Below are 21,055 nucleotides of genomic sequence, written 5' to 3'. Positions count from 1 at the left end.
TGTGCCACTGCCACAAAGCTGGCTAGGGTGAGGGAAAACGCCTGATGATCGGCCAGAACGCTCGAAGATGCGCACCGAAGCGCCGAGCGTTCTCGAAGAATGCCCGAATCGGTGACGCAATCGTTACCGAGCTGACACCTTCCGGGCGCCCCATGCCGCGCAGACGAGGAACATCGCGGTGAGCACGAGCCCGACCGATCCACCCGCCGCGATCGAGAACTCCCTCGAGATCCACAATCCGATCAGGCCCCCCGCGATCCCCAGCACGGCCGAGATCACCGGTATCCACTCGAGCCGCTGAGTCAGCGCGCGCGCAGCCGCGGCAGGGGCGATGAGCACCGCGACGCCGAGGATCGCGCCGACCGCAGGCATCGCGACGACGACCGATGCGGCGATCACTCCGGTCACGGCGAGCTCGATCGGCCAGCTGCGGAAGCCGGCCGCGGCGAAGCCGACCGGGTCGAACGTGTGGAAGAGCATGCGGCGCCCGAACACCGCGACGAGCACGAGGGCTGCGACCAGCACGCTCGCGGTCACGACGACGTCGGTGACGCTCACCCCGAGCGGCGAGCCCACGAGCAATGCCTCGACCGGCACGCCGAGCCCGGGATTCAGTGCGGCGAGCAGCGTGCCGAGCGCGAAGCCGAACGAGAGCACCACTCCGCTCGTGACCTGACGGCCCTGTCCGGGAATGCGGGCCAGCACCGTCATGGCGAGCACGAGCACCGCTGCGAAGAGCGCCTGGCCGATCAGCAGGTTCCACCCGGCCAGCGCGAACACCACGCCGCCCGGAAAGGTCGCGTGGCTGAGCGCCACGGCGAAGAACGAGCGCCGGCGCAGCACGATCAGCGTGCCGGCGACTCCGGAGAGCAGGCCGAGCAGCACGAGTTCGAGCGACGCGAGTGCGAAATAACTCATGCCGCGACCGACCTCCGCAGGGCCGCGGCACCTCCGCGGATCAGTGCCGCGACCACGTAGGCGGCGACGAGCAGGAGCACCACGACAGCCCCCGGAGACACCGTCGCCCCCAGCGACGTCGACCACTCGAATGAGAGCCACAGCCCCGCGATGCCCGCCCCGAGGGGAAGCAGGATCGCGACGGGGATGAGCAGCGCGAATCCGCGCGTGAGCAGTCGCGCCGCGGCCATCGGAACGGTGAGCAGTGCGATGACCATGAGCACGCCCAGCGCCTGCACCCCGGCCACGACGAGCAGCGCGACGGCGACCGAGAGTGCGAGGTCGGCGCGCAGCACCCGGAACCCCGCGGCCTCAGCCCCGGCGGCGTCGAACGAGCGGAAGAACTGCGCGCGCCAGGTGAGGCCCACGACCGCGACCGCGACGATCGCGACGATGAGGATCTGCCAGAGCTGCGTCTCGGTCACCGTGAGGAGTCGCCCGAACAGCAGTTCCTTGAGTTCCGAGACGTAGCCCTCCTGCTTCGACACGAGCACCACGCCGAGGCTGAAGAGACCGGTGAGCACCACCGCGATCGCCGCGTCGGCCCCGACGCCGCCCCGATGCTCGATGACGGTGAAGAGCACGGCTGCGAGGATCGCGGTGACCACCGCTCCCGGGAGCAGACCGGCGGAGCCGCCGATCGCGGAGCCGACGACGAGGCCGGGAAACACGGAGTGCACGAGACCGTCGCTCACGAACTCGAGTTCCCGAAAGCTGATGAAGAGCCCGACGATGCCGGCCGCGACCGCGAGGATCGCGACGGTGACCAGGGCGCGCCACATGAACGGCAGTGAGAAGATGTCGATCGGACCGAGCAGCATGAGGTGGAAGGCGGGCGACAGCACCGACGGCATCACTCGGTCTCCCGCGTCGTCGTCACGGTGTGGTGATCGAGTTCCACCGTCGTGTCCTGGAACGCGTGCTGCACCGCGTCGAGGGTGAGCGCCTGTTCGACGGGACCGTACGCCGCCGGATGGCCCGGCTGATTCGGGTGGTGACCGCTCGCGAGCAGCAGCGCGTGGGAGCACGCCTCCTGAGCGATCTCCAGATCGTGCGTCGACACGATGATCGTGCGCCCCTCTGCTCGCAGCTCTCTCACGAGACGCAGCAGCACGTCGCGGTTCTCCCGATCGAGCCCGTTGAAGGGTTCGTCGAGGAGGAGGAGCTGCGGGTCGGAGACGAGCGCCCGCGCGAGAATGCCCCGCTGCTGCTGACCGCCCGAGAGCTCGCCGAAACGGCGCGACGCCCAGGCGGAGAGACCCACGCGTTCGAGCGCGCGAGAGACCGCCTCGCGGCCGGTTCGGCCGATCGGGCGCAGTGCTCCGCGCGAGCGGTAGAGACCCATGGTCACGACCTGGCGGAGCGTGACCGGAAGCGTCGCATCGCGGGTGTCCGCCTGCGGCAAGGACCCGATGCGGCGCCTGGCACGATCCGGAGTCTCGCCGAACACCCGGATCGAACCGCCGGTGAGTTCGGCCAGCCCCAGGATGCCGCGCAGCAGCGTCGATTTGCCCGAGCCGTTCGGTCCGATCAGCGCGACCGCAGCGCCCACGGGAACCGCGAGCGTCAGGCCCTCGACCCTCGACGTCCCGTGGTATCCGAAGGCTGCCCCTTCGAGCACCAACGCCGCATCGGAGGCTGCGAGCGCGCCTCTCTCGGCACCCCCGTCGGCCCCGCCTGCCTGCATCGGCTCCGGGGCTGCGCAGTGCTGCGCGTCGCCGGGATCAGATGCTGCTGCGTCGCGTGCGGCCGTCATCCCTGCAGACTATCGGGCACCGCATCCACCTGGGCGCCCCACGCGTCGAGAATGAGTTCCGTGTTGTGCACCGTCGCGCCGATGTAGGTCGCTCCATCGCTGTCGGGTGCGCCCAGCGAATCCGCGTAGAGGTTCTCGGAGTCGACGACCTCGACGCCCGCCTCGTCGGCGATCGTCTGCGCGAGCTTCGGGCTCATCGACGACTCGACGAATACCGCTCGCACGCCGTGCTCTTCGATGGAGGCGACGAGCGCGTCGATTTCGGCGGCGCTCGGCTCGGCGTTGTCTTCGAAGCTGGGCAGGATCGACCCGGCGAACTCGATCCCGTAGTCATGCAGGTAGTACCGGAGCGAATCGTGGCCGCTCACGAGCACCCGCTCGTCTGCCGGCACCCGTTCGAACTGCGCGGCGATCCACGTGTCGAGCTCTTGCAGACGCTCGGTGTACGACGCGGCGCGCTGCTCGTAGTCGCCCGCGTGATCCGCGTCCGCCGCTGCGAGTCCGTCGGCGATCTCCGTCACCATGCCGACGGCGTTCTTCGGCGACGTCCAGATGTGCGGGTTCACGTCGCCGTGATCGTGGTCGTGCTCGGCCTCATCCGCGTGATCGTGTTCGTGATCCGCTTCGTCAGCGTGCTCGTGCTCGTGCTCGTCCGTTGCGGCGCCCTCGGCGGTGATGTGCTTCGCCTCGTCGAGGTCGATGCCATCGGCCGCTGTGATGATGGTGCCGTCGAAGCCGGAGGCATCCACCGCATCGTCGACGAAGCTCTCGAGGTCGGCCCCGTTCACGATCAGCACGTCGGCCTTCCCGAGCGCCAGCAGATCGGCGGGACTCGGGTCGAAGTGGTGCGCCGAGGCGTTCGGGGCGAGCAGGCCGGTGAGCTCGATGTCGTCGCCCCCCACTTCGCTCGCGAAGTCGGTCAGCTGCGTCGTGGTCGCGACGACCTTGAGCCCGGCGTCGCCGCCGTCGTCGGCATTGGCGCCGCCGCTGCAGGCGGTGAGTGCCAGGAGCGATGCGAGTGCTGCGGCGGCGAGAACGGCGGGTTTCACGGAGCGGGGCTTCTGAGTCATGACACACTTTCTAATGAGAACGAGTATCACTATACACCCCGCGCCGGGAACGGCGTCCTCGCTGCGCCGGCACCGGGCGCCTCGGAGGAACGGATGCGCTTCGACGCGCATTCCCGGCGCTGGCGCTCGTAAGCTGGGCGGATGGAATACGCGACGGCGGAGACCGCGCTGGCATGGCGCGACGCGCTCCGCCGCGGCGACGTCTCCGCGCGCGAGGTGGCCGAACGGTATCTGCGCCGCATCGAGGCGCACCACGAACTCGGAGCATTCCTCGCGGTCATCGGCGACCAGGCTCACACGGACGCGACGGCAGCCGACGCGCGATTCGCGGCGACATCACGCTCGGAACGCTCGACGCTGCCTCGTCTCCATGGGCTGCCCATCGCCGTCAAGGACCTCGTAGAGGTCGCCGGAATGGCGACGACCCGCGGCAGTGCCGCCCTTCGCCACCGCGTGGCCACCGCCGACGCTCCGGGAGTCGCGATGCTGCGCGCGGCCGGAGCGATTCCGCTCGGGAAGACGCAGGTGTCGGAGCTCGGCCTGACCGGTTACTCCGAGAACGCCATCGCGCCACCCGCGCGCAATCCGCTCGACCCCTCGCGCACTCCGGGCGGATCCTCCGGCGGGAGCGCGGCTGCGGTCGCGGCCGATCTCATCCCCATGGGTCCGGGAACGGATGGCGGCGGTTCGATCCGCATCCCAGCGCTCGCGTGCGGTCTCGTCGGGCTCAAGCCGGGTCTCGGCGCGGTGCCAGGGGATCTGGCCGCGGCCGCTCCCTCCCTGCACGACGAGTTCGGTGCGCCGCGGTTGACGGTGAGCGGCCCCTTGGCCCGGGACCCGGCCGACGCGGCGATGCTCTTCGATGCGCAGCGCGGCGCGACGGGGGAGCCAGCCTTGGCGGCCGTGCGCGCCGCCGATGAGCTCACCGGACTCCGCATCGCGTACTCTGCGGCCTCGCCGTTCGCATCGGTGTATCCGATCGCGCTCAGTGCCGAATCAGGCTCCGCGTTCGAGGCGGCCAGGGAGCGCCTCGCCGCCCGCGGTCACCGCATGGATGAGGCGACCTTCGCCTACGACCCGGAGTACCCCGAGGCGTTCACGACCTCGTGGACGGCGGGCCTCTCGCGTCTGGCGCTCGCTCCCGATGCCGCAGCACGCCTGATGCCCCTCACCGGCCTCTTCCGCGAGCGCGCCCGCGCACGAACCGTCGAGGCGCATGAGCGCGCAGGGGCACGGCTGCGCGATTTCGCCGCAGACGCGCGACAGCAGTGGGGCGCCTACGATGCCGTCCTCACTCCCGGACTCACGATGCTCCCCCCGCGCGTCGGCGCCTTCACATCGATGCATCCGGATGACGACTACCGGCTGCAGTGCGAGTGGGCTCCCTTCACGTCGATGGTGAACGTCTCAGGGCTGCCAGCGGTCGCTGTGCCGGTGATGCGGCTGCCGACCGGGCACGCAATGGGGGTGCAACTCATCGGCAGGATCGGCTCCGAGTCGCAGTTGCTGCAACTCGCGGCGCAGCTCACGTCCCCGTGAGTGCGCCGTCGCGCCCCTCTCGGCACCTCGACCGCGACGGCCGACAGACCGCGATTTTCAGAGATCTTGCAGCGAGCTTCATTAGCACTCTCAGGTACCGAGTGCTAATTTATATTCACATTGAGTGACCTCCACTCAAGTTTCACTGGAAGGAGAAAATCATCATGGCAATGACATTCGATCCCTTCAGCGAGCTGGATCGCTGGGCCGCAGGAGCGCTCCAGCAAGCGCGCTCCGGTCCGCGCCAGATGCCGGTCGACCTCCAGCGCGACCACGAGCGGTACGTCTTGAACGCCGATCTGCCCGGCGTCGACCCGGGCTCGATCGACGTCGGTGTCGACGGCCAGCTCCTGACAATCCGTGCGCAGCGCACCGCCGACGTGGCAGAAGGCTCGAAGTGGCTGACGCGTGAGCGCCCCTCCGGCACCTATCTGCGGCAGTTCAGCGTCGGGCAGGGCGTCGACATCGCCGGCATCTCCGCCTCGTACGACAACGGCGTGCTCAGCGTCGTGATCCCCGTGAGCGAGCAGGCGAAGCCGCGCAAGATCGCCGTGCAGGGTCAGTCCGAGCACGTCGAGAGCGACACTCAGAAGTCCCTGACCCACTGATCCGGCACCGTACGCACGCCGCGTGACGCAGTGGGGCGCCGGGCGCCCCACTGCGTCACGCGCGAACCGGGACGCGCGGACTCAGGGAGCTTCCGATCCGCCGCCGCAGCGATCAGGAGGCCAGGCGGCCCGGCCGAAGCGGCAGACCCGCCGCCGTGTACACCTCGTCGATGAGAGCCATCGTACGACGGGAGTGCTCGAGGCCGACGCGCGACCGCTCACCGCTGCGCACCGCTGACCGAATGCGGCGCAGTTGGTGGGTGTACGACGGCGAGGCGCCCAAGTGCTCCGAACGCTCTTCGACGCCGGCTCCCGTCGTCGTGCGCACGATGAGGCGCCCGTCCTCCTGGGGTTTCACGAAGTTCGGCAGCACGACCTCGCCCAGGCTTCCGTGCACTCGGAGCCCGAAGTTCCATTCGTCGCTCGCCATGCTCGTGTGCATCGACACGGGCACGCCTCCGAGCTCCAATCCGGCGACGACCGTCGCATCGACCCTCGCATCACCCGTGTGCCCCTCAGCCCGCGCGAAGTCGAGGGTGAGCGGCGCCGCAGTCGGCAGACGCACACCCCCGAGCTCTCCTCCGAGCTGATCTCCGAGCAGGAGCAGGGCGTGCAGCGCGTAGCACCCGAGATCCATCAGCGCGCCGCCGGCGAGATCGAAGCTCCATCGCGGGTCGCGCGGCGCGGGCGCCGGCATGTCCATATGCACGTCGACACCGCGGATCTCCCCGATCGCGCCCTCGCGCACGTGACCGATGAGGCGATGCATGGCCGGATGATCGGCGTAGTGGAATGCCTCCCACGCCCAGCCGGCCGAGCGCTCGAGTCTGGCGGCGACGCGATCGAATTCTGCGAGGTTCGCCGCGAACGGCTTCTCGACGAGCACATTGCGTCCGGCTTCGAGCGCTCGTGCCGCCCACTCGGCGTGCAGCCCGTTGGGAAGGCCGATGTAGACGAGGTCGAGCGAGTCGTCTTCGATGAGCGACGCGTAGCTCTCCGCTGCCGCCGAAAAGCCCCGTTCGGCGGCGTAGTGACGAGCGCGCTCGGGATCCCTCGCCGCGACAGCGGCACGAATATCACCGGTCTCCGCCGTCGCCGCGATGATCGACTCCTCGGCGATGCGCGACGCGCCCAGCATGCCGATGCGCAGCGGCGCACTCATGACGCCTCCGGGATGTCGGTCGCGCCGAGCGCCTCGCGCAGGCAGGCGACGCTGCGGCGCGCGCTGTCGAACGCCGCTACCGCGTGAGCTTCGTGCTCGATGACCGTATCCTGCTCCACCACGTACCATCCGGCATACCCCACGCCGCGCAGCGCGCGGACGATCTCCACGATACGCGCGTCGCCGGCGCCGAGTGACCGATACATGCCCTGGCGCACCCCCTCGCGATAGTCGATCTCTCCGGCTCGCACCCGCGCGGCGACGGCGAGACTCACGTCCTTCAGATGCGCGTGCACGATGCGGTCCGCGTACTGCTCCACGAAGGCGACCGGATCGCCGCCGCCGAGCGTGTAATGACCCGTATCGAGGCACAGGCCGATACGGGAGCCTGCGATCACGCGCTCCACCGCATTCGGGGACTCGACCACCGTGCCGAGATGGGGGTGCAGGGTCGCCACCACCCCGACGGCGGCGGCGGCATCGTGCGCACGATCGAGGTTGGCGAGCAGCGTGACCCATTCCGGGTCGCTCAACTCGATCGCACCGTCATACCCTTCCGCTCCCGTCACCGCCGAGAGCACGAGCGTCGTGGCGCCGGAGGCGACGTACGCCTCGAGCTCGCGCTCGATCGCCGGCAGCGGATCCACCGCCGCCCGGTGCAGCACGACCGGGAAGAACCCGCCGACGGCTTCGAGGCCCGCTGCGGCGAGCGCTGCGGCGCGCTCGGCCGGAGCGTCGGGCAGAAACCCTTCCGGCCCGAACTCCGTCGCCGTGATCCCGAGCGACACCATCTCGGAGAGCACGCGCTCCCGCTCCAACTGCAGCCCCCAATCGGGGACCTCGATGACGCCCCAGCTGATGGGGGCGGCTGCGATGCGTGCGCGATGTGCCATGTGCGACTCCTTCGTCGGTGCAGTGCGAGTGGATGAGGATCAGGCGCCGGCCGCGGTCGTGCCCTCGACCGGCGTGCTCGACTGCCAGGTGCGCGTCTCGGCCGATCGCTCGGCCGCTGATATCACCTGGGCCGCCGACAGCGCATCCTGAATATTCGAGTTGATGGCCTCTCGTCCGAGCACCGCCTGGAGGAACTTCTTGGCCTCGATCACCTTGAGGTCGTCGTATCCCATCGAGGTCCCCGCTCCCGGCTGGAAGCGGTTGAAATCACCCATCCCCGGCCGGGCCATGACGCGCGTGTACCCCTGGTTCTCCGCGCCCAGACCGCCCGAGAGGTGCAGCTCATTCATGCGCTCGAAGTCCCAGTGCGCCGAGCCGCCCGTGCCGTAGACCTCGATGCCGTAGCTCGCGCGAGGGCCCACCGAGACCCGGGAGGCCTCGAGGGTGCCGACCGCGTGCGCCGCCGGAGCCCCGTCCGCGACGCGCACGAGCATCCCGGCGTAGTCCTCGTTCTCGACCGGTTTCATGTCGCCGTTCTCGATCAGCGCGAAGTGGGTTCCCGTGCCCATCGGAAGCTCGGGGCGCTCGGCGTACACCGTCGAGGTGACTGCGCTGACCTCGCCGATCGGGCCGAGCGTGTACTGGACGAGATCGACCAGGTGGCCCATGAGGTCGCCCAGAACGCCGTTGCCCGCCAGCCCCCGCACGAAGCGCCATGACAGGGCGCCGCGCGGGTCGGCCGAGTAATCCGCGAACATCTGCCCGCGGACATTCGTGATGCGCCCGAGCCTGCCCTCGGCCACGAGTTCGCGCAGGTACTCGATCGCGGGGGCATGGCGATAGTTGAACCCGATCGACGTGACGACGCCGGCCTCCTTGGCCGCGTCCGCGACCGCGCGGGTCTCGTGCTCGCCGCGGCCGACCGGCTTCTCGATCCAGAAGTGCTTGCCGGCCCGGGCCGCCGCGATGCCGATCTCCGAGTGCAGGAAGTTCGGGGCGCAGATCGACACGACGTCGACGTCTGGATCGTTCAGCACATCGTGGTAATCCGCCGAAGCCCGCTCGTACCCGAGCACGCGCACCGCCTCATCCGTACGCGCCGGTGCCGGGTCCGCCGCGTGCACCAGGTGGGGTGCGAGCCCGAGATCCGGGTACGCGTACTTGAGGTTGGCGTAGGCGCGGCTGTGCAGCTGGCCCATCCACCCGACGCTGATGAGGCCCACCCCGATCTCGGTGGTGCCGTCTGCACGTGTCCGCATCTTCGCTCGTTTCGTCTTCGTGGTGCCGTGCACCGGTTCTCGCTGTGGGGCCGGCCGGGGCCGGGCCTGGGTCTGGGATCCTCGCCTGTCGACCGGAGTGATCCTGACTCTGGACTCGATTCTGGACCGGTCCAAATTGTACGGACATGGTGGCTGCGGTGTCAACAGTCCCGTGGGACCGAGGGTGTCCACCGAGCCCGAGCGAATCCCCCCGTCCGAATCCCTCGTGCTCAGCACTCGAGCTCGATCTCGGTGCGGGGCGCCGGTGCAGCGCAGCGGGGGCGGTGCAGTGCAGCGGCGCAGTGCAGCGGCACAGCGGGGGCGGTCGGTGCGCCCCCGGGATGCAGAACGGGCGCCCGATCCTCATCCGGATCGGGCGCCCGCCCTCGCGGAACCAAGAGATGCTCAGCGGCGTGAACGCCCTGGGGCGTCCTCCCCGTCGTCGTCCTCGTCTTCCGCGTACTCGCCGGGGACGACGGTGACGGCCTCGGTCACCTGCACGCGTCCCACGCCCGCCGCGGCGTCGCCCTCGATCTCATCGCGGATCGTGCGCACCGCGTCGGTGCTCGTGCCGACATCCCGCAGTTCGTGGACCAGCTGCTCGAGCTCCGCGCCGCCGGCCATGAGTCCGGTGAGCTCCTCGAGCGAGATCGCCGATTTCTCGTGGTACCCGATGCTCTGTCCGCGCTTCAGCAGCAGGAAGCGATCGCCCACCGGGTAGGCGTGGTGCGGATTGTGGGTGATGAAGATCACGCCGAGGCCCCGATCGCGCGCCTGGATGATGTAGCGCAGCACCACACCCGACTGCTTCACGCCGAGCGCGGCGGTCGGCTCGTCGAGGATCAGCACCTTCGCGCCGAAATACACGGCTCGCGCAATGGCCACGCACTGGCGCTCGCCGCCCGAGAGGGTGCCGATCGGCTGATCCACGTCGCGCAGATCGATGCCCATGTCGAGCAGCTCCTGCTTCGCCGTCTTGCGCATGAAGTCGACGTCGAGCCGCTGGAACGGACCCCAGCCCTTCGTCTGCTCCGACCCGAGGAAGAAGTTGCGCCAGACCGGCATGAGGGGCGCGACCGCGAGATCCTGATACACGGTGGCGATGCCCCGGTTCAGCGCCTCGCGCGGCGAGTTGAACTTCACCGGTTCGCCCTCGACGAGGTACTCGCCGGCGGTGTGCTGATGGAGCCCTGCGATGATCTTGATAAGCGTGGACTTGCCGGCGCCGTTGTCGCCGAGCACGCACATCACCTCGCCGCTCGCCACCTGCAGGCTGACGTCGCGGAGCGCGATGATGTTGCCGTACCGCTTCTCGGCGTCGCGCAGCTCGACGAGCGGCGCCTTCGCGGTTGCCGTGGCCGTCGCCGGAGCGGCGGCTGTCGATGTGGCGTTCACTTTTTCCCTCCTCGCGCCGCGCGGCGCTGCAGCGTGAAGTTCAGCACGGTGGCTCCGAGGAGCATGGCGCCGAGGAAGAACTTCAGCCAGTCCGGATTCCACTCCGCGTACACGACGCCCTTGAGCGCCATGCCGTAGATCAGTGCGCCGATCGCGCCGCCGATCGCCGAGCCGTATCCGCCGGTCATGAGGCAGCCGCCGACGACGGCCGCGATGATGTAGAGGAACTCGTTGCCGATGCCCTCACCCGACTGCACCGTCTTGAACGCGAAGAGCTGGTGCATGCCGAGCAGCCACGCGCAGAAGCTGACGCCCATGTAAAGGCCGATCTTCGTCTTCACCACGGGGACGCCCACGGCGCGAGCCGCGTCGGGGGCGCCGCCCGACGAGAAGATCCAGTTGCCGACCTTGGTGCGCTGCAGAATCCAGGTCGCGATGAGCACGAGGATGATCCAGTAGAAGACCGTGATCTTGACGTTGACGCCGAAGACGGGGATGTCGGCCGCGAACACCGCTTCCGCGGAGGCGAACCCGGGCCACTGCGCGATGGAGGGGGCTGCGACGCCGCCCGTGAGCGCGCGCGTCACCCCGAGGTTGAGGCCGGTCAGCATGAAGAAGGTCGCGAGCGTGATGATGAAGCTCGAGAGCTTCGTCTTCGTCAGCAGCCAACCGTTGAGCAGCCCGATCAGCAGCGAGAACACCAGGCCGACGATCGCTCCGACCCAGACGTTCCCCCCGAACCAGTACATGAAGAGGGACGAGGAGAGCGCCGCCGAGATGACGCCGACACCCGCCGACAGGTCGACCTCGCCGCCGATCATCAGGAGCGATACGCCGACCGCCATGATGCCGACGGTCGAGGCGCCATACAGGATCGTCGCGATCGAGCTCGGCTGGGTGAACTGGGGGGCGACCACGGCGAACATGATCGCGAGTACCAGTGCGGCTGCGGTGGCGCCCGCCTCGGGCTTCGTGAAGAACCTGGTGAACAGGTTGCCAGAGGCGACGCGCTCATCGAGCTTGGGTGCGGTTGCTGTACTCATGGATTCGACCTTCCGGCGCGACCCTTCTCTTACTCTGCCGACTCGTCGTCGCCGCTGCCTTCGAACTGCGCGGAGACGCTGTCGGCGTTTTCGGCGTTGACGACGGTGGGTCCGGTCAGCACGGCCTGGCCGCCGCCGAGCACGTATCCGCCCTCGGTGTAGAGGCGCACCGCTTCAACGGCGGAGTATCCCTGCACGAACGGCTGCTGATCGATGCCGAAGAGGATCGTGCCGTCCTTGATCGCGGTGTAGACGTCGGCGTTGAGGTCGGTCGTGGCGAGCGTCGCGCTGCTGCCGGCGTCGGCGATCGAGTCCATCGCGGTCATCGCGAAGGGTGCTCCGAGGGTGAGCACCGCGTCGATGTCGGAGTTGGTCTGCAGCTTCGACGTGATGGTCGAGGCGACGTTGGTCATGTCGGTGCCCTGCACGTAGAGCACTTCCGATGTGCCCTCGAAGGTGTCCGCGAGCCCCTCGCAGCGGGCTTCGAGGCCGACGTGCCCCTGCTCCTGGATGACGCAGACGGCCTTCTTCAGGCCGGCGTCGTTGAACTGCTCGCCAGCTGCCTGGCCTGCGATGAACTCGTTCTGCCCGAAGTGCGCGAGCACTCCGAGGTCTTTGTAGGCCTCTTCGCCCGCGTTGATGCTGAAGACGGGGATGCCCGCGTCGACGGCCTTCTGCACTTCGCCCGCCATGGCGTCCGACTTCGCGAGCGTCACAACGATGCCGTCCACACCCTGGTCGACTGCCTGCTGCACGAGCTGAGCCTGGCGCGCACCGTCGGGGTCAGAGCTGTAGAGCAGCTCGACGTTATTGCGTTCGGCGGCGTTCTCGGCCCCCGAGCGGATGGTGTCCCAGAAGGTGTCGCCCGGTGCGGCGTGCGTGACGAGTGCAACCTTGATCTCTTCTTCGTCGACGCCACCGCCGCCGCCACCACCTGCAGCACCGCCGCCGGCGCCGGCGGGAGTACCGCACGCAGCGAGGGCCAGTGCTCCGACGCCCGCGAGGCCTGCGAGGCCGATCTTCGACCAACGCCCGAAACGTGATTTCAACATAGCTGCACTCCATCGTGTAATTGAACTAATGTCGTTACAAAGCTTGCGCTCTGCGTTTACAGTACCGTAACTTCCGCGATCCGGCATCTCTTCCGGTAAAGGTTGAATAACGACCACTCGGCACCTCGCTCATGTCTGTTGCAGCCATCCGTACGGTCTCTCGCAGCGTCCCGCGGAGCGCTGCGACTCACGGGCGATGCCGACAGCGCCGGTCGCTCTCGAGCGCCGCGCGCCAGCCGCAGCTGCCGCGTCGACTCGCTTTCGAACGGCGAGAAACCCCTCCGCCTCTAGTATCCCGCTGTCCGGCGTCTCCCCCGGGCGCACCGAGCGCGGACGGGTGCGGGACGCGCAGTGCCGGTGACCGCGGCACGCCGTGGCACGATGGGAGCGTGAGCACCCGCGAGCCGGCACCCCGTCGCCCCACGATGCGCGACGTCGCTGCGCGCGTCGGCCTGTCGCGGCAACTGGTCTCGATCGTGCTGCGCGGCGCACCGGGCGCGAGCGACGCGTCTCGCGAGCGGATCCTCGCAGCGGCGCACGAACTCGGCTACCACCCCGACGATTCAGCTCGCATGCTGCGGCGACGTCGCAGCGGGCAGCTGGGCGTCCTCTTCACCGTGCGGCAGCCGTTCGAGGTCGATCTCGTCGATGCGCTCTATCGTCGCGCCGACGAACACGGGTTCACGCTCGCGCTCGGCGCCATCGGCGAGCAGCGCGATCTCGAGACCGCTCTGTCGGGCCTCATGCGCCAGCGCATCGAGGGCCTGATCGTGCTCGACGCCGGAACCGGCGGGCACGAGATCACCGGGCTCCCCTCCGGCCTTCCCGCGCTGCTGCTGGGAGGCCCGACCTCACCGGACGCGCACGACCGGATCGATATCGAGAACGAGCGAGGGATCAGCCTCGCCGTCGAGCACCTCAGCGCTCTCGGGCACACGAGAATCGCCTATCTGGGTGCGGCGAGCGGGCCGAATGCCGCCTCCAGGCTCGCCGGATACCAGCGCGCGATGGCCTCACGCGGCCTCCCAGGACGCGTCGTTCCGAGCGACTTCACCGAACTCGGCGGTCATCGGGCAGCACTGTCGCTCCTCGCGGATGGGAGCGTCCGGGAGCACAACCGCGGAGGGGGAGGCACGGCCGACGCGCCTGGCAGGGTGACGGCACTCGTGTGCATGAACGACCACTGTGCGATCGGCGCCCTGCAGACCCTGGTGCGCGCCGGCGTGCGGGTGCCGGAGGAGGTCTCGATCGTCGGCTTCGACGACAGCTCGGCCGCGGCACTGCCCTACGTGGCGCTCACCTCGGTGCGACCCGATCCTGATCATCTGGCGCAGTTGGCCGTCGAGACACTGCGCGCCCGCCTCGCCGACCCGGGAGCGCCCGCGGTCAGGCGCCAGGTGGCTCCGACCCTGTGCACCCGTGCGAGCACCGGTGCAATGAGAACGTGACGACGCAGCGCGCCGGTGGCGCCGTGAGCGGGCAGGCGATGTCGCGCGCGGAGCACGAAGCCCAGCCGGCGGCTCGATCATGCGGAGGCGCGCACCACCAGAGCGGGCGGGATCAGCAGTTCGCCGGCCGGCTGATCGGGATCGCCGGCCTGCGCCCCGAGCAGCGCCTCAGCAGCCTCACGGCCGATGCGGCGGTTGTCGGGGTCGACGCTCGTTAGCGAGATGCGCGGGATCCCCGCGAGTGTGGTGTCGTCGTACCCCACGACCCGGCAGCCGCCGGGCACCGGCACGCCCGCCGTCTCGAGCGCGGTGATGACGGCCACGGCCGTCAGATCGTTGAAGGCCACGATCGCCTGGGGCAGGCGGTCTTCGGCGAGGAGCCGTTCGACGGCCTCGCGCACGCCCTCCTCGGTGAACGCGGCCGGTTCGACCCACGCCCGACCGCCGAACTGGCGGGCCTCGACCGCCGCGCGGAATGCGGCTTCGCGAGCGGCCGCCACCGTCCCGCCGTCGCCCCCGACGAACGCGATGCGCTCGACGCCCCGCGCGGCGAGGTGCGCGATCACGAGATCGAGCCCTGCGTCGTCGTCGGTGCGCACCGTGGCGACCACGTCGTCCGTCGCGTCGATCGCGCTGGCGACCACGGTCGGAATCATCGCGGTCAGTGCGGCGAGCTCCCGGAACTCGGGGATCGTGCCGACCGCGATGAGCCCCGACGGGCGTAGGTCGCGCAGCACGTCGAGGTTGTCGCGATCCAGCACAGCCCCACCAGCGCCATCATCGACCTGCGCGCTCATGATCATGGTCCGCCGCCCGGCTTCGGCGAGCCGCGCCTTCGCTGCCCCGACGATCTCCGCGAAGAGCGGGTTGTGCAGGTTCGACACGAGAATCGCCACGATGTCGCGGCGCCCCGCAGACAACGACTGCGCGACGAGGTTGGGGCGGTAGCCGAGCTGCGCTGCGGCGTGCAGCACACGGAGACGGCGCTCCTCGCTGACGTTGTCGCCGTTGGTGAAGACGAGGGAGACGAGAGACTTCGAGACACCGGCCACCCGTGCCACATCCCGGATCGTCGGCGGGCGCACGGGGGCGTCAGGCGTCTCGCCCGGTGTGCGCTCCATCGTCCCTCCTCATGCCTCGTTCATCATATGGGGGCCGCACTCATGAGCTCAGGGCGCGAGCGCAACCGGGAACGCGGCCGCGAACGCGTCGAGCGCAGCATCGGCGTCTCCGCTCGCCCAGGCCTCCATGCCGATCACGCCGTCGTATCCGACCTCGCGCAGCACCCGCGCCACGGCCTCGTATCGGATCTCGCCCGTGCCGGGCTCGCAGCGCCCCGGCACGTCGGCGATCTGGATCTCACCGATCCACGGCAGCGCCTCGCGCACGAGCTCGACGAGATTCCCCTCGCCGATCTGCGCGTGGTAGAGGTCGAGATTGAGTCGCAGGTTGGGATGATCGACCCCGCGCACGAGGGCGAGCGTGTCGGCAGCCCTCGCGAACGGTGTGCCCGGATGGTCGACCGCGGTGTTCAGATTCTCGAGTACGAAGGTGCGCCCGGCTGCCGCACCCAGATCGGCCACTCGACGGAGGGTGTCGGCGGCGTGCACCCAGTCCGCTCCCGAGACCCGCGCGCCGGGCACGACCGGCAGGCCGCCCTCGCCGAGACCGGTGCCGTGCAGGTTGAGACGCGGGGCATCGATGACCTCTGCAGCCCGCAACGATTCGCCCGCGGTCGCGAGCAGGGCAGCACGGCCCTCGGCCGTCGTGAGGTCGCCGCGCAGGTAGCCGGTCATCGAAGAGAACTCGGCCCCGGTCGCGGCGAGGGCGGCGAGATCCTTCGTGCTCCAGTCCCAGATCTCCACGAGAAATCCGCGCTCGTGGATGCGTCGCACGCGCTCCGCGATCGGCAGGTCGGTGTACAGCATCTCGGCGCAGGCCGCGAGACGATAGCTCATGCGCGCACTCCCGCCCGCTCGGTGCCCGGGATCACAGCTCGACCGCGACCGCGGCGCCGGTCTCGGCCGATCGCTGCGCCGCATCGGCGAGGATCAACGCCGCGCGCCCATCCTCGAACGTCGGGCTGGTCGACGACTCTCCGCGCACGAGCTTCACGAACTCGCCGAGTTCAGCCGCATACGCCTCCGCGTACCGCTCGAGGAAGAACTCGGGGTAGGGCGGCCGGGCTTCCACGGCGTGCCCGTTCGAGAGCACCACCGTGTTCTGCAGAGGGTTGCCGACCTGCAGCATCCCCTTCGATCCGAAGGCTTCCATGCGCTGGTCGTACCCGATGGCGCTGTGCCGGGAGTTCACGATCGTCACGATCGCGCCCGACGCAGCCCGCAGGGTGGCGACGGCGGTGTCGAAATCACCGTGCTCGCGGGCGCCGGCGTCGAAGGTGCGCGTGCCGGTGGCGCTGACCGAGACGATGTCGTCGATGAAGAATCGCGCCATGTCGAAGTCGTGAATGGTCATGTCGCGGAAGATGCCGCCCGAGACGCCGATGTAGTCCGCGGGAGGAGCCGCCGGGTCGCGGCTCACGATGATCAGCTGTTCGAGATCGCCGATCTCTCCAGCACGCACCCGCGCCTGCGCGGAGGCGTGATTCGGGTCGAACCGGCGGTTGAACCCGAGCGCGACCGGAACGCCGGTCGATGCGACCAACGGCCGGAGGGCGTCGACGCGCGCGATGTCGAGGTCGATCGGCTTCTCGCAGAGCACGGGGAGGCCCGCGCGCAGGGAGGCCTCGATGAGGTCGACGTGCGTGGGGGTCGGCGAGGCGATGAGGATCGCGTCGACCTCTCCCGAGGCGATCAGCGTCTCGGCGGATTCGGTCGCCGTGGCGCCGTAGCGCGCAGCGACCGCGTGCGCTCCGTCGACGAATGGGTCGGCGACCCAGGAGAGCGTCGCCTCCGGCGAAGCGGCGATGCTGGCCGCGTGCACCTGGCCGATGCGGCCGGTGCCGATGAGTCCGAAGCGGATGGGCTGTTGCGTCATTGCGATTCCCTTGCGGTGGGTGCCGGGGCGGGCGCTACCGTTCCTGCGCCTAGCACGAGCTAAATTGTTAGTACAAAGTATGATTGTAGGGCCGGCGCAGGCCGAGCGCCACTCGGGTGGCGTGCGCCCGGCTGCGCCCCGGCACATATGCGCCGAAAGCGCACTTCGTGTCGCGCCGAACGGCGGGGAGAGCCGCAATTGCGCTTTCGGCGCGATCAGACGTGCGGGATCCCCGCCGTCGAGGCGCGCACGACGATGCGCGGCGGGAAGATCCGCGATTCGGTGGCCGTTCCCGACAGCAGCGCGAGCAGCGCCTCCCCCGCAGCCTCGCCGAGCTCCGCGGGGTCTCCGCTGATCGTCGTGAGCGCGATGAGGCCGTAGGCGGCGAGCGGCGAGTCGTCGTACCCCACGACGGAGAGGTCTCTCGGCACCGCGAGCCCGGCATCGGCGGCCGCTCCGATCACTCCGACGGCCATCGGATCATTCACCGCGAAGACGGCCGTCGGCCGCGCTCGTGAGCGTCCGGCGGGGCGTTCTCCAGCGGACGGTCCGGCGAACAGCGGCGCCATCGCCGCGCGGGCGGCGTCCTCTCCGGTCGCATCCGCCGGCACGACGAGCGGTTCGAGGCGGGCTTCGGTCATGGCGGCGACGTACCCGCGCGCACGTTCGGTCGCGCTCGCTCCCGGCCCTGAGACGCAGACGATACGGCGATGACCGAGCCCGAGCAGGTGCCGCGTCGCAAGGCGCCCGCCGGCGGCCTCATCGCTGGCGATCACGGGCACCCGCGGCGCGCCGACGGCTCGCGTGCCGAGCGCGACTGCCGGCACTCCCGAGCGCTCGACGGCATCGGCGCTCACCTCGCCAGCGATCACGATCCCGTCGACGCGCAGGGCGCGGAACGCGTCGAGCGGATCGATGTCGAGGTGCGCGTTGAGGTGCGCGTCGGCGATGCTGAGTGCGTAGCCGTCGGCGCGGAGTGCCGCCCGGAGACCGGCGAGCGCCTCGACGAACCACAGATTCGAGAAGTCGTCGACCACGACGCCGATGCTGCGCGTGCGGGTTCCCGCGAGACCGGCGGCGAGCCGGCTCGGCGTGTAGTCGAGCTCGGCGACAGCTGCGAGCACCGCCGCGCGCTTCTCATCGCTGACCTGCGAGGAGTTGCGCATCACGAGCGAGACGAGGGACTTCGAGACGCCGGCGCGCGCGGCAACGTCGTAGATGGTCGGTCGTCGCATCGTTCGCCTTTCGCGCAGCTGGCAGGTCCCCCTGCCGACATCAGGGTACGCGACTTCGGTTCCGGGTGAACGCGGTGGGCTCGGGCGAACGCAGTTGGGGCGGCCGACGCGCGATCGCATGCCGCGGTCCAATTGACAGGACATGGACGCCCGGCTACGGTGGTGCAAATTGGAGCGCTCCAATCAATGACGCGCTGCTGGTGCCCAGCACCGAAGTTCCCCAGCAAGGAAGCCCGAAAGGAACCCCCATGACCACATCACTCGGCGTCGCCGTCATCGGAGCCGGCATGGCCGGCAAAGCTCACGCCGCCGCATACCGGGCCGCCTCGACCGTGTACGCGCCCGTGCTGCCCGAGATCCGACTCGTCGCGATCGGCGACTCCTTCGAGCCCCTGGGCGTCGAGACCGCGAAGCGCTTCGGCTTCGAACGGCACGTCGTCGACTGGCGCGACATCGCCGCCGCAGACGACATCGACGTCGTCAGCGTCGTCGTCGCGAACTCGCTGCACCGCGAAATCGTCGAGGGCCTCCTCGCGGCCGGCAAGCACGTGCTCTGCGAGAAGCCCCTCAGCGACACGATCGCAGATGCGCGAGCCATGGCCGAGGCCGCACGATCCGCCGAAGCGCAGGGCCTCGTCGCCCGCATCGGATTCAGCTACCTCCGCTCCCCCGGCATCGCGTTCATGCGGCAGCTCATCGACGACGGACGGCTCGGAGACCTGCTGCACTTCTCCGGCCGCTATTGGACCGACTACGGGTGCCGCCCCGACGCACCGATCAGCTGGCGCTACCAGGGCCCCCAGGGATCGGGCGCTCTGGGCGACATCGGCAGCCACGTGAGCTACATCGCGGAATACCTGTGCGGACCAGCGCACGACGTCTCCGGCGGTCGCTTCCACACGTCGATCGTCGAGCGCCCGAAGCCGCTCGGCCAGGTGATCGGCCATACCGGGGGCGACGTGAGCGATGAGACATCCCCCGTGACGAATGACGACTACGCGACCTTCAATGCGCGCTTCGCGGCCTGTGTCGGCACGATCGAGGTCTCACGCGTCGCGGCCGGTCACCCGAACAGTCTCGCGCTCGAGATCTTCGGAACGCGCGGGGCCGCACGCTGGTCGCAGGCGAACCCGGCGCAGGTCGAGGTCATGCTGCACGACGAGCACGCCGACGTCGCCGGTTACCGCACGATCCCACTGGGGCCGGCGCACCCCCACTACGCCGGTGGATGGGCGATGGACGCCCCCGGCGTCGGCATCGGCCAGAACGATCTATTCGTGCACCAGGCCCGCGCCTTTCTCGAAGAGGTCGCCGGCGTCCCCGCCGAAGCGTCGCTCCCCCGCTGCAGGAGTTTCGACGACGGCGTGCACAACATGGAATTCCTCGCCGCCGTCGCCGACTCGGCCGCGCACGGCGGCACGACGGTCGCCGTCCGCTGATCCTCCCGGCTTCCACCTCTGGCGAAAAGAGCCCTCACATGAAACTCGGCGTGTACAACGCGATCCTCCACGACCGCAGCCTGCCGCAGGCGATCGAGATCGTCCGCTCGCTCGGCCTCACCGGCATCGAGCTCAACTCGGGCGGATTCCTCCCCGCCACGCACATCCCGAAGCTCGGGGACGTCCTCGACTCCGACGTCGCTCGCGACGAGTTCCTCGAGCAGTTCGCCGACACGGGAGTCTCCATCGCGGGCCTCAACTGCAACGGCAACCCGCTGCACCCGAAGCGCGCGATCGGTGAGGCGCACGCGGCAGATGTGCGGCGGTCGATCCGGCTCGCTGAGCGACTCGGCCAGGATCGCGTGGTGACCATGTCGGGTCTTCCCGGCGGCGAACCGGGCGCGACCGTGGTCAACTGGGTGGTCAACGCCTGGAACTCGGCCGCCCTCGACGTGCTCGACTACCAGTGGGATATCGCAGCGGAGTTCTGGCGCGAGATGGACCGCTTCGCCGCCGACCACGGCGTGAAGATCGCACTCGAACTGCACCCGCAGAATCTCGTGTTCAACTCGGCCGACGTGCACAAGCTCATCGAGCTCACGAATGCGACGCACATCGGCGTCGAGCTCGACGCCTCACACCTCTTCTGGCAGCAGATGGATCCCGTCGCCGTCGTACGGCACCTCGGCGAACTCGTCGTGCATGCCGCGGCGAAGGACGTGCGCGTGAACCCCGAGTGGGCGCGGCTCAACGGGGTGCTCGACAACTCGTTCCGCCGCCTCGGCCCCGACGAGCCCCGCACCAATCTCGGCGGCGACGAGTGGGCGAACGAGTGGCCGAAGCGCTCGGCGTGGGACTTCGTCGCGCTCGGGCGCGGCCACGACACCGAGTTCTGGACGGAGTTCCTCCGCGCGATCCGCGATGTCGACCCCGGCATGTGGGTCAACATCGAGCACGAGGACGTCTCGCTCGGGCGCATCGAGGGGCTCGAGGTCGCATCGAAGGTGCTGCTCGAGGCCGACGCGGCGCTGCAGGGCGCCCGCTAGCCGGCCCGGGCGACCCGGCGGGCCAGCGAGAGCGCAATTGGAGTCGGTGTGCGGGCGGCGGCGCGCACGAACTGCGCTTTCGCGGGACTCGTGGCGCGCGGCGGGCGGCGCGCGGCGGGTGGCGCGCGGCGGGTGGCGCGCGGCGGGTGGCGCGC

19 protein-coding genes are annotated in these 21,055 nt (G+C 69.6%); 5 read left to right on the top strand and 14 right to left on the bottom strand.

The features are described 5' to 3' along the window. Positions 1 to 123: 123 nt before the first annotated feature. Genes JSQ98_RS11010 through JSQ98_RS10995 form a run of 4 tightly spaced genes read right to left on the bottom strand, consistent with a single transcriptional unit; the run spans position 124 to position 3,783 of the window. The gene (locus tag JSQ98_RS11010) at positions 124 to 918 is read right to left on the bottom strand and encodes a metal ABC transporter permease (protein ID WP_211649706.1); all 795 of its coding nucleotides are present in this window, start codon (positions 916 to 918) and stop codon (positions 124 to 126) included. Next, positions 915 to 1,811 (bottom strand): metal ABC transporter permease, encoded by an 897-nt coding sequence (locus JSQ98_RS11005; RefSeq protein ID WP_249290813.1) that lies wholly within the window; start codon positions 1,809 to 1,811, stop codon positions 915 to 917. Before JSQ98_RS11005 ends, JSQ98_RS11010 begins: the two co-directional genes overlap by 4 nt. Then, positions 1,811 to 2,713: a metal ABC transporter ATP-binding protein gene (locus JSQ98_RS11000; protein ID WP_211649705.1), complete on the bottom strand. Its 903-nt coding sequence runs from the start codon at positions 2,711 to 2,713 to the stop codon at positions 1,811 to 1,813. The genes JSQ98_RS11005 and JSQ98_RS11000 overlap by 1 nt, the downstream gene beginning before the upstream one ends. Then, entirely contained in the window at positions 2,710 to 3,783 is a 1,074-nt protein-coding gene (locus tag JSQ98_RS10995) for a metal ABC transporter substrate-binding protein (RefSeq protein ID WP_211649704.1), read from the bottom strand. Before JSQ98_RS10995 ends, JSQ98_RS11000 begins: the two co-directional genes overlap by 4 nt. Before the next feature lie 141 nt (positions 3,784 to 3,924). Between JSQ98_RS10995 and JSQ98_RS10990 the strand changes: the two genes are divergently transcribed. Then, on the top strand, positions 3,925 to 5,322 hold the full coding sequence (locus JSQ98_RS10990; protein ID WP_211649703.1) for an amidase: 1,398 nt from the start codon (positions 3,925 to 3,927) through the stop codon (positions 5,320 to 5,322). Between the two features lie 164 nt (positions 5,323 to 5,486). After that, the gene (locus JSQ98_RS10985) at positions 5,487 to 5,930 is read left to right on the top strand and encodes an Hsp20/alpha crystallin family protein (RefSeq protein WP_211649702.1); all 444 of its coding nucleotides are present in this window, start codon (positions 5,487 to 5,489) and stop codon (positions 5,928 to 5,930) included. A 112-nt stretch (positions 5,931 to 6,042) separates the two neighbouring features. Here JSQ98_RS10985 and JSQ98_RS10980 read toward each other — a convergent pair whose 3' ends face one another. The 6 genes from JSQ98_RS10980 to JSQ98_RS10955 all read right to left on the bottom strand — a co-directional run bounded on the left by JSQ98_RS10980 (position 6,043) and on the right by JSQ98_RS10955 (position 12,735). Next, positions 6,043 to 7,092, bottom strand: a complete 1,050-nt coding sequence (locus JSQ98_RS10980; protein WP_211649701.1) for a Gfo/Idh/MocA family protein — start codon at positions 7,090 to 7,092, stop codon at positions 6,043 to 6,045. Continuing rightward, a complete protein-coding gene (locus JSQ98_RS10975; protein ID WP_211649700.1) occupies positions 7,089 to 7,985 on the bottom strand; it encodes a sugar phosphate isomerase/epimerase family protein in 897 nt (298 codons plus the stop codon). Before JSQ98_RS10975 ends, JSQ98_RS10980 begins: the two co-directional genes overlap by 4 nt. A 39-nt stretch (positions 7,986 to 8,024) precedes the next feature. Continuing rightward, a complete protein-coding gene (locus tag JSQ98_RS10970) occupies positions 8,025 to 9,245 on the bottom strand; it encodes a Gfo/Idh/MocA family protein (RefSeq protein WP_211649698.1) in 1,221 nt (406 codons plus the stop codon). Positions 9,246 to 9,650: 405 nt separating this feature from the next. Beyond that, positions 9,651 to 10,640 carry an ATP-binding cassette domain-containing protein gene (locus tag JSQ98_RS10965; RefSeq protein ID WP_211649696.1) on the bottom strand — a complete coding sequence of 330 codons (990 nt, stop codon included), beginning with the start codon at positions 10,638 to 10,640 and terminating at the stop codon, positions 9,651 to 9,653. Then, complete coding sequence (locus tag JSQ98_RS10960; protein WP_090145874.1) at positions 10,637 to 11,683, bottom strand: ABC transporter permease; 1,047 nt, start codon at positions 11,681 to 11,683, stop codon at positions 10,637 to 10,639. The genes JSQ98_RS10965 and JSQ98_RS10960 overlap by 4 nt, the downstream gene beginning before the upstream one ends. Positions 11,684 to 11,712: 29 nt before the next feature. Beyond that, on the bottom strand, positions 11,713 to 12,735 hold the full coding sequence (locus JSQ98_RS10955) for a sugar ABC transporter substrate-binding protein (RefSeq protein ID WP_090145872.1): 1,023 nt from the start codon (positions 12,733 to 12,735) through the stop codon (positions 11,713 to 11,715). A 389-nt stretch (positions 12,736 to 13,124) separates the two neighbouring features. Between JSQ98_RS10955 and JSQ98_RS10950 the strand changes: the two genes are divergently transcribed. Then, positions 13,125 to 14,183, top strand: coding sequence for a LacI family DNA-binding transcriptional regulator (locus JSQ98_RS10950; protein WP_211649694.1), 1,059 nt, complete (start codon positions 13,125 to 13,127; stop codon positions 14,181 to 14,183). 77 nt (positions 14,184 to 14,260) lie between these two features. On the opposite strand, the gene JSQ98_RS10945 is transcribed toward JSQ98_RS10950, so the two are convergent. From JSQ98_RS10945 to JSQ98_RS10930, 4 genes are all read right to left on the bottom strand, one after another. Beyond that, positions 14,261 to 15,304 (bottom strand): LacI family DNA-binding transcriptional regulator, encoded by a 1,044-nt coding sequence (locus JSQ98_RS10945; protein ID WP_211649693.1) that lies wholly within the window; start codon positions 15,302 to 15,304, stop codon positions 14,261 to 14,263. Between the two features lie 48 nt (positions 15,305 to 15,352). Continuing rightward, positions 15,353 to 16,141, bottom strand: coding sequence for a TIM barrel protein (locus JSQ98_RS10940; RefSeq protein ID WP_211649692.1), 789 nt, complete (start codon positions 16,139 to 16,141; stop codon positions 15,353 to 15,355). Between the two features lie 31 nt (positions 16,142 to 16,172). Beyond that, a complete protein-coding gene (iolG, locus tag JSQ98_RS10935; protein WP_211649691.1) occupies positions 16,173 to 17,180 on the bottom strand; it encodes an inositol 2-dehydrogenase in 1,008 nt (335 codons plus the stop codon). A gap of 215 nt (positions 17,181 to 17,395) precedes the next feature. Beyond that, the gene (locus tag JSQ98_RS10930) at positions 17,396 to 18,415 is read right to left on the bottom strand and encodes a LacI family DNA-binding transcriptional regulator (RefSeq protein ID WP_211649690.1); all 1,020 of its coding nucleotides are present in this window, start codon (positions 18,413 to 18,415) and stop codon (positions 17,396 to 17,398) included. 248 nt (positions 18,416 to 18,663) lie between these two features. Between JSQ98_RS10930 and JSQ98_RS10925 the strand changes: the two genes are divergently transcribed. Beyond that, on the top strand, positions 18,664 to 19,854 hold the full coding sequence (locus tag JSQ98_RS10925) for a Gfo/Idh/MocA family protein (RefSeq protein ID WP_211649689.1): 1,191 nt from the start codon (positions 18,664 to 18,666) through the stop codon (positions 19,852 to 19,854). Positions 19,855 to 19,892: 38 nt separating this feature from the next. After that, positions 19,893 to 20,900, top strand: coding sequence for a sugar phosphate isomerase/epimerase family protein (locus JSQ98_RS10920; protein WP_211649687.1), 1,008 nt, complete (start codon positions 19,893 to 19,895; stop codon positions 20,898 to 20,900). Positions 20,901 to 21,055: the final 155 nt, after the last annotated feature.

It is taken from the genome of Leucobacter manosquensis (assembly GCF_018304845.1).
Lineage (GTDB): Bacteria > Actinomycetota > Actinomycetes > Actinomycetales > Microbacteriaceae > Leucobacter > Leucobacter alluvii.
This window is presented reverse-complemented; position numbering and strand designations above follow the sequence as displayed.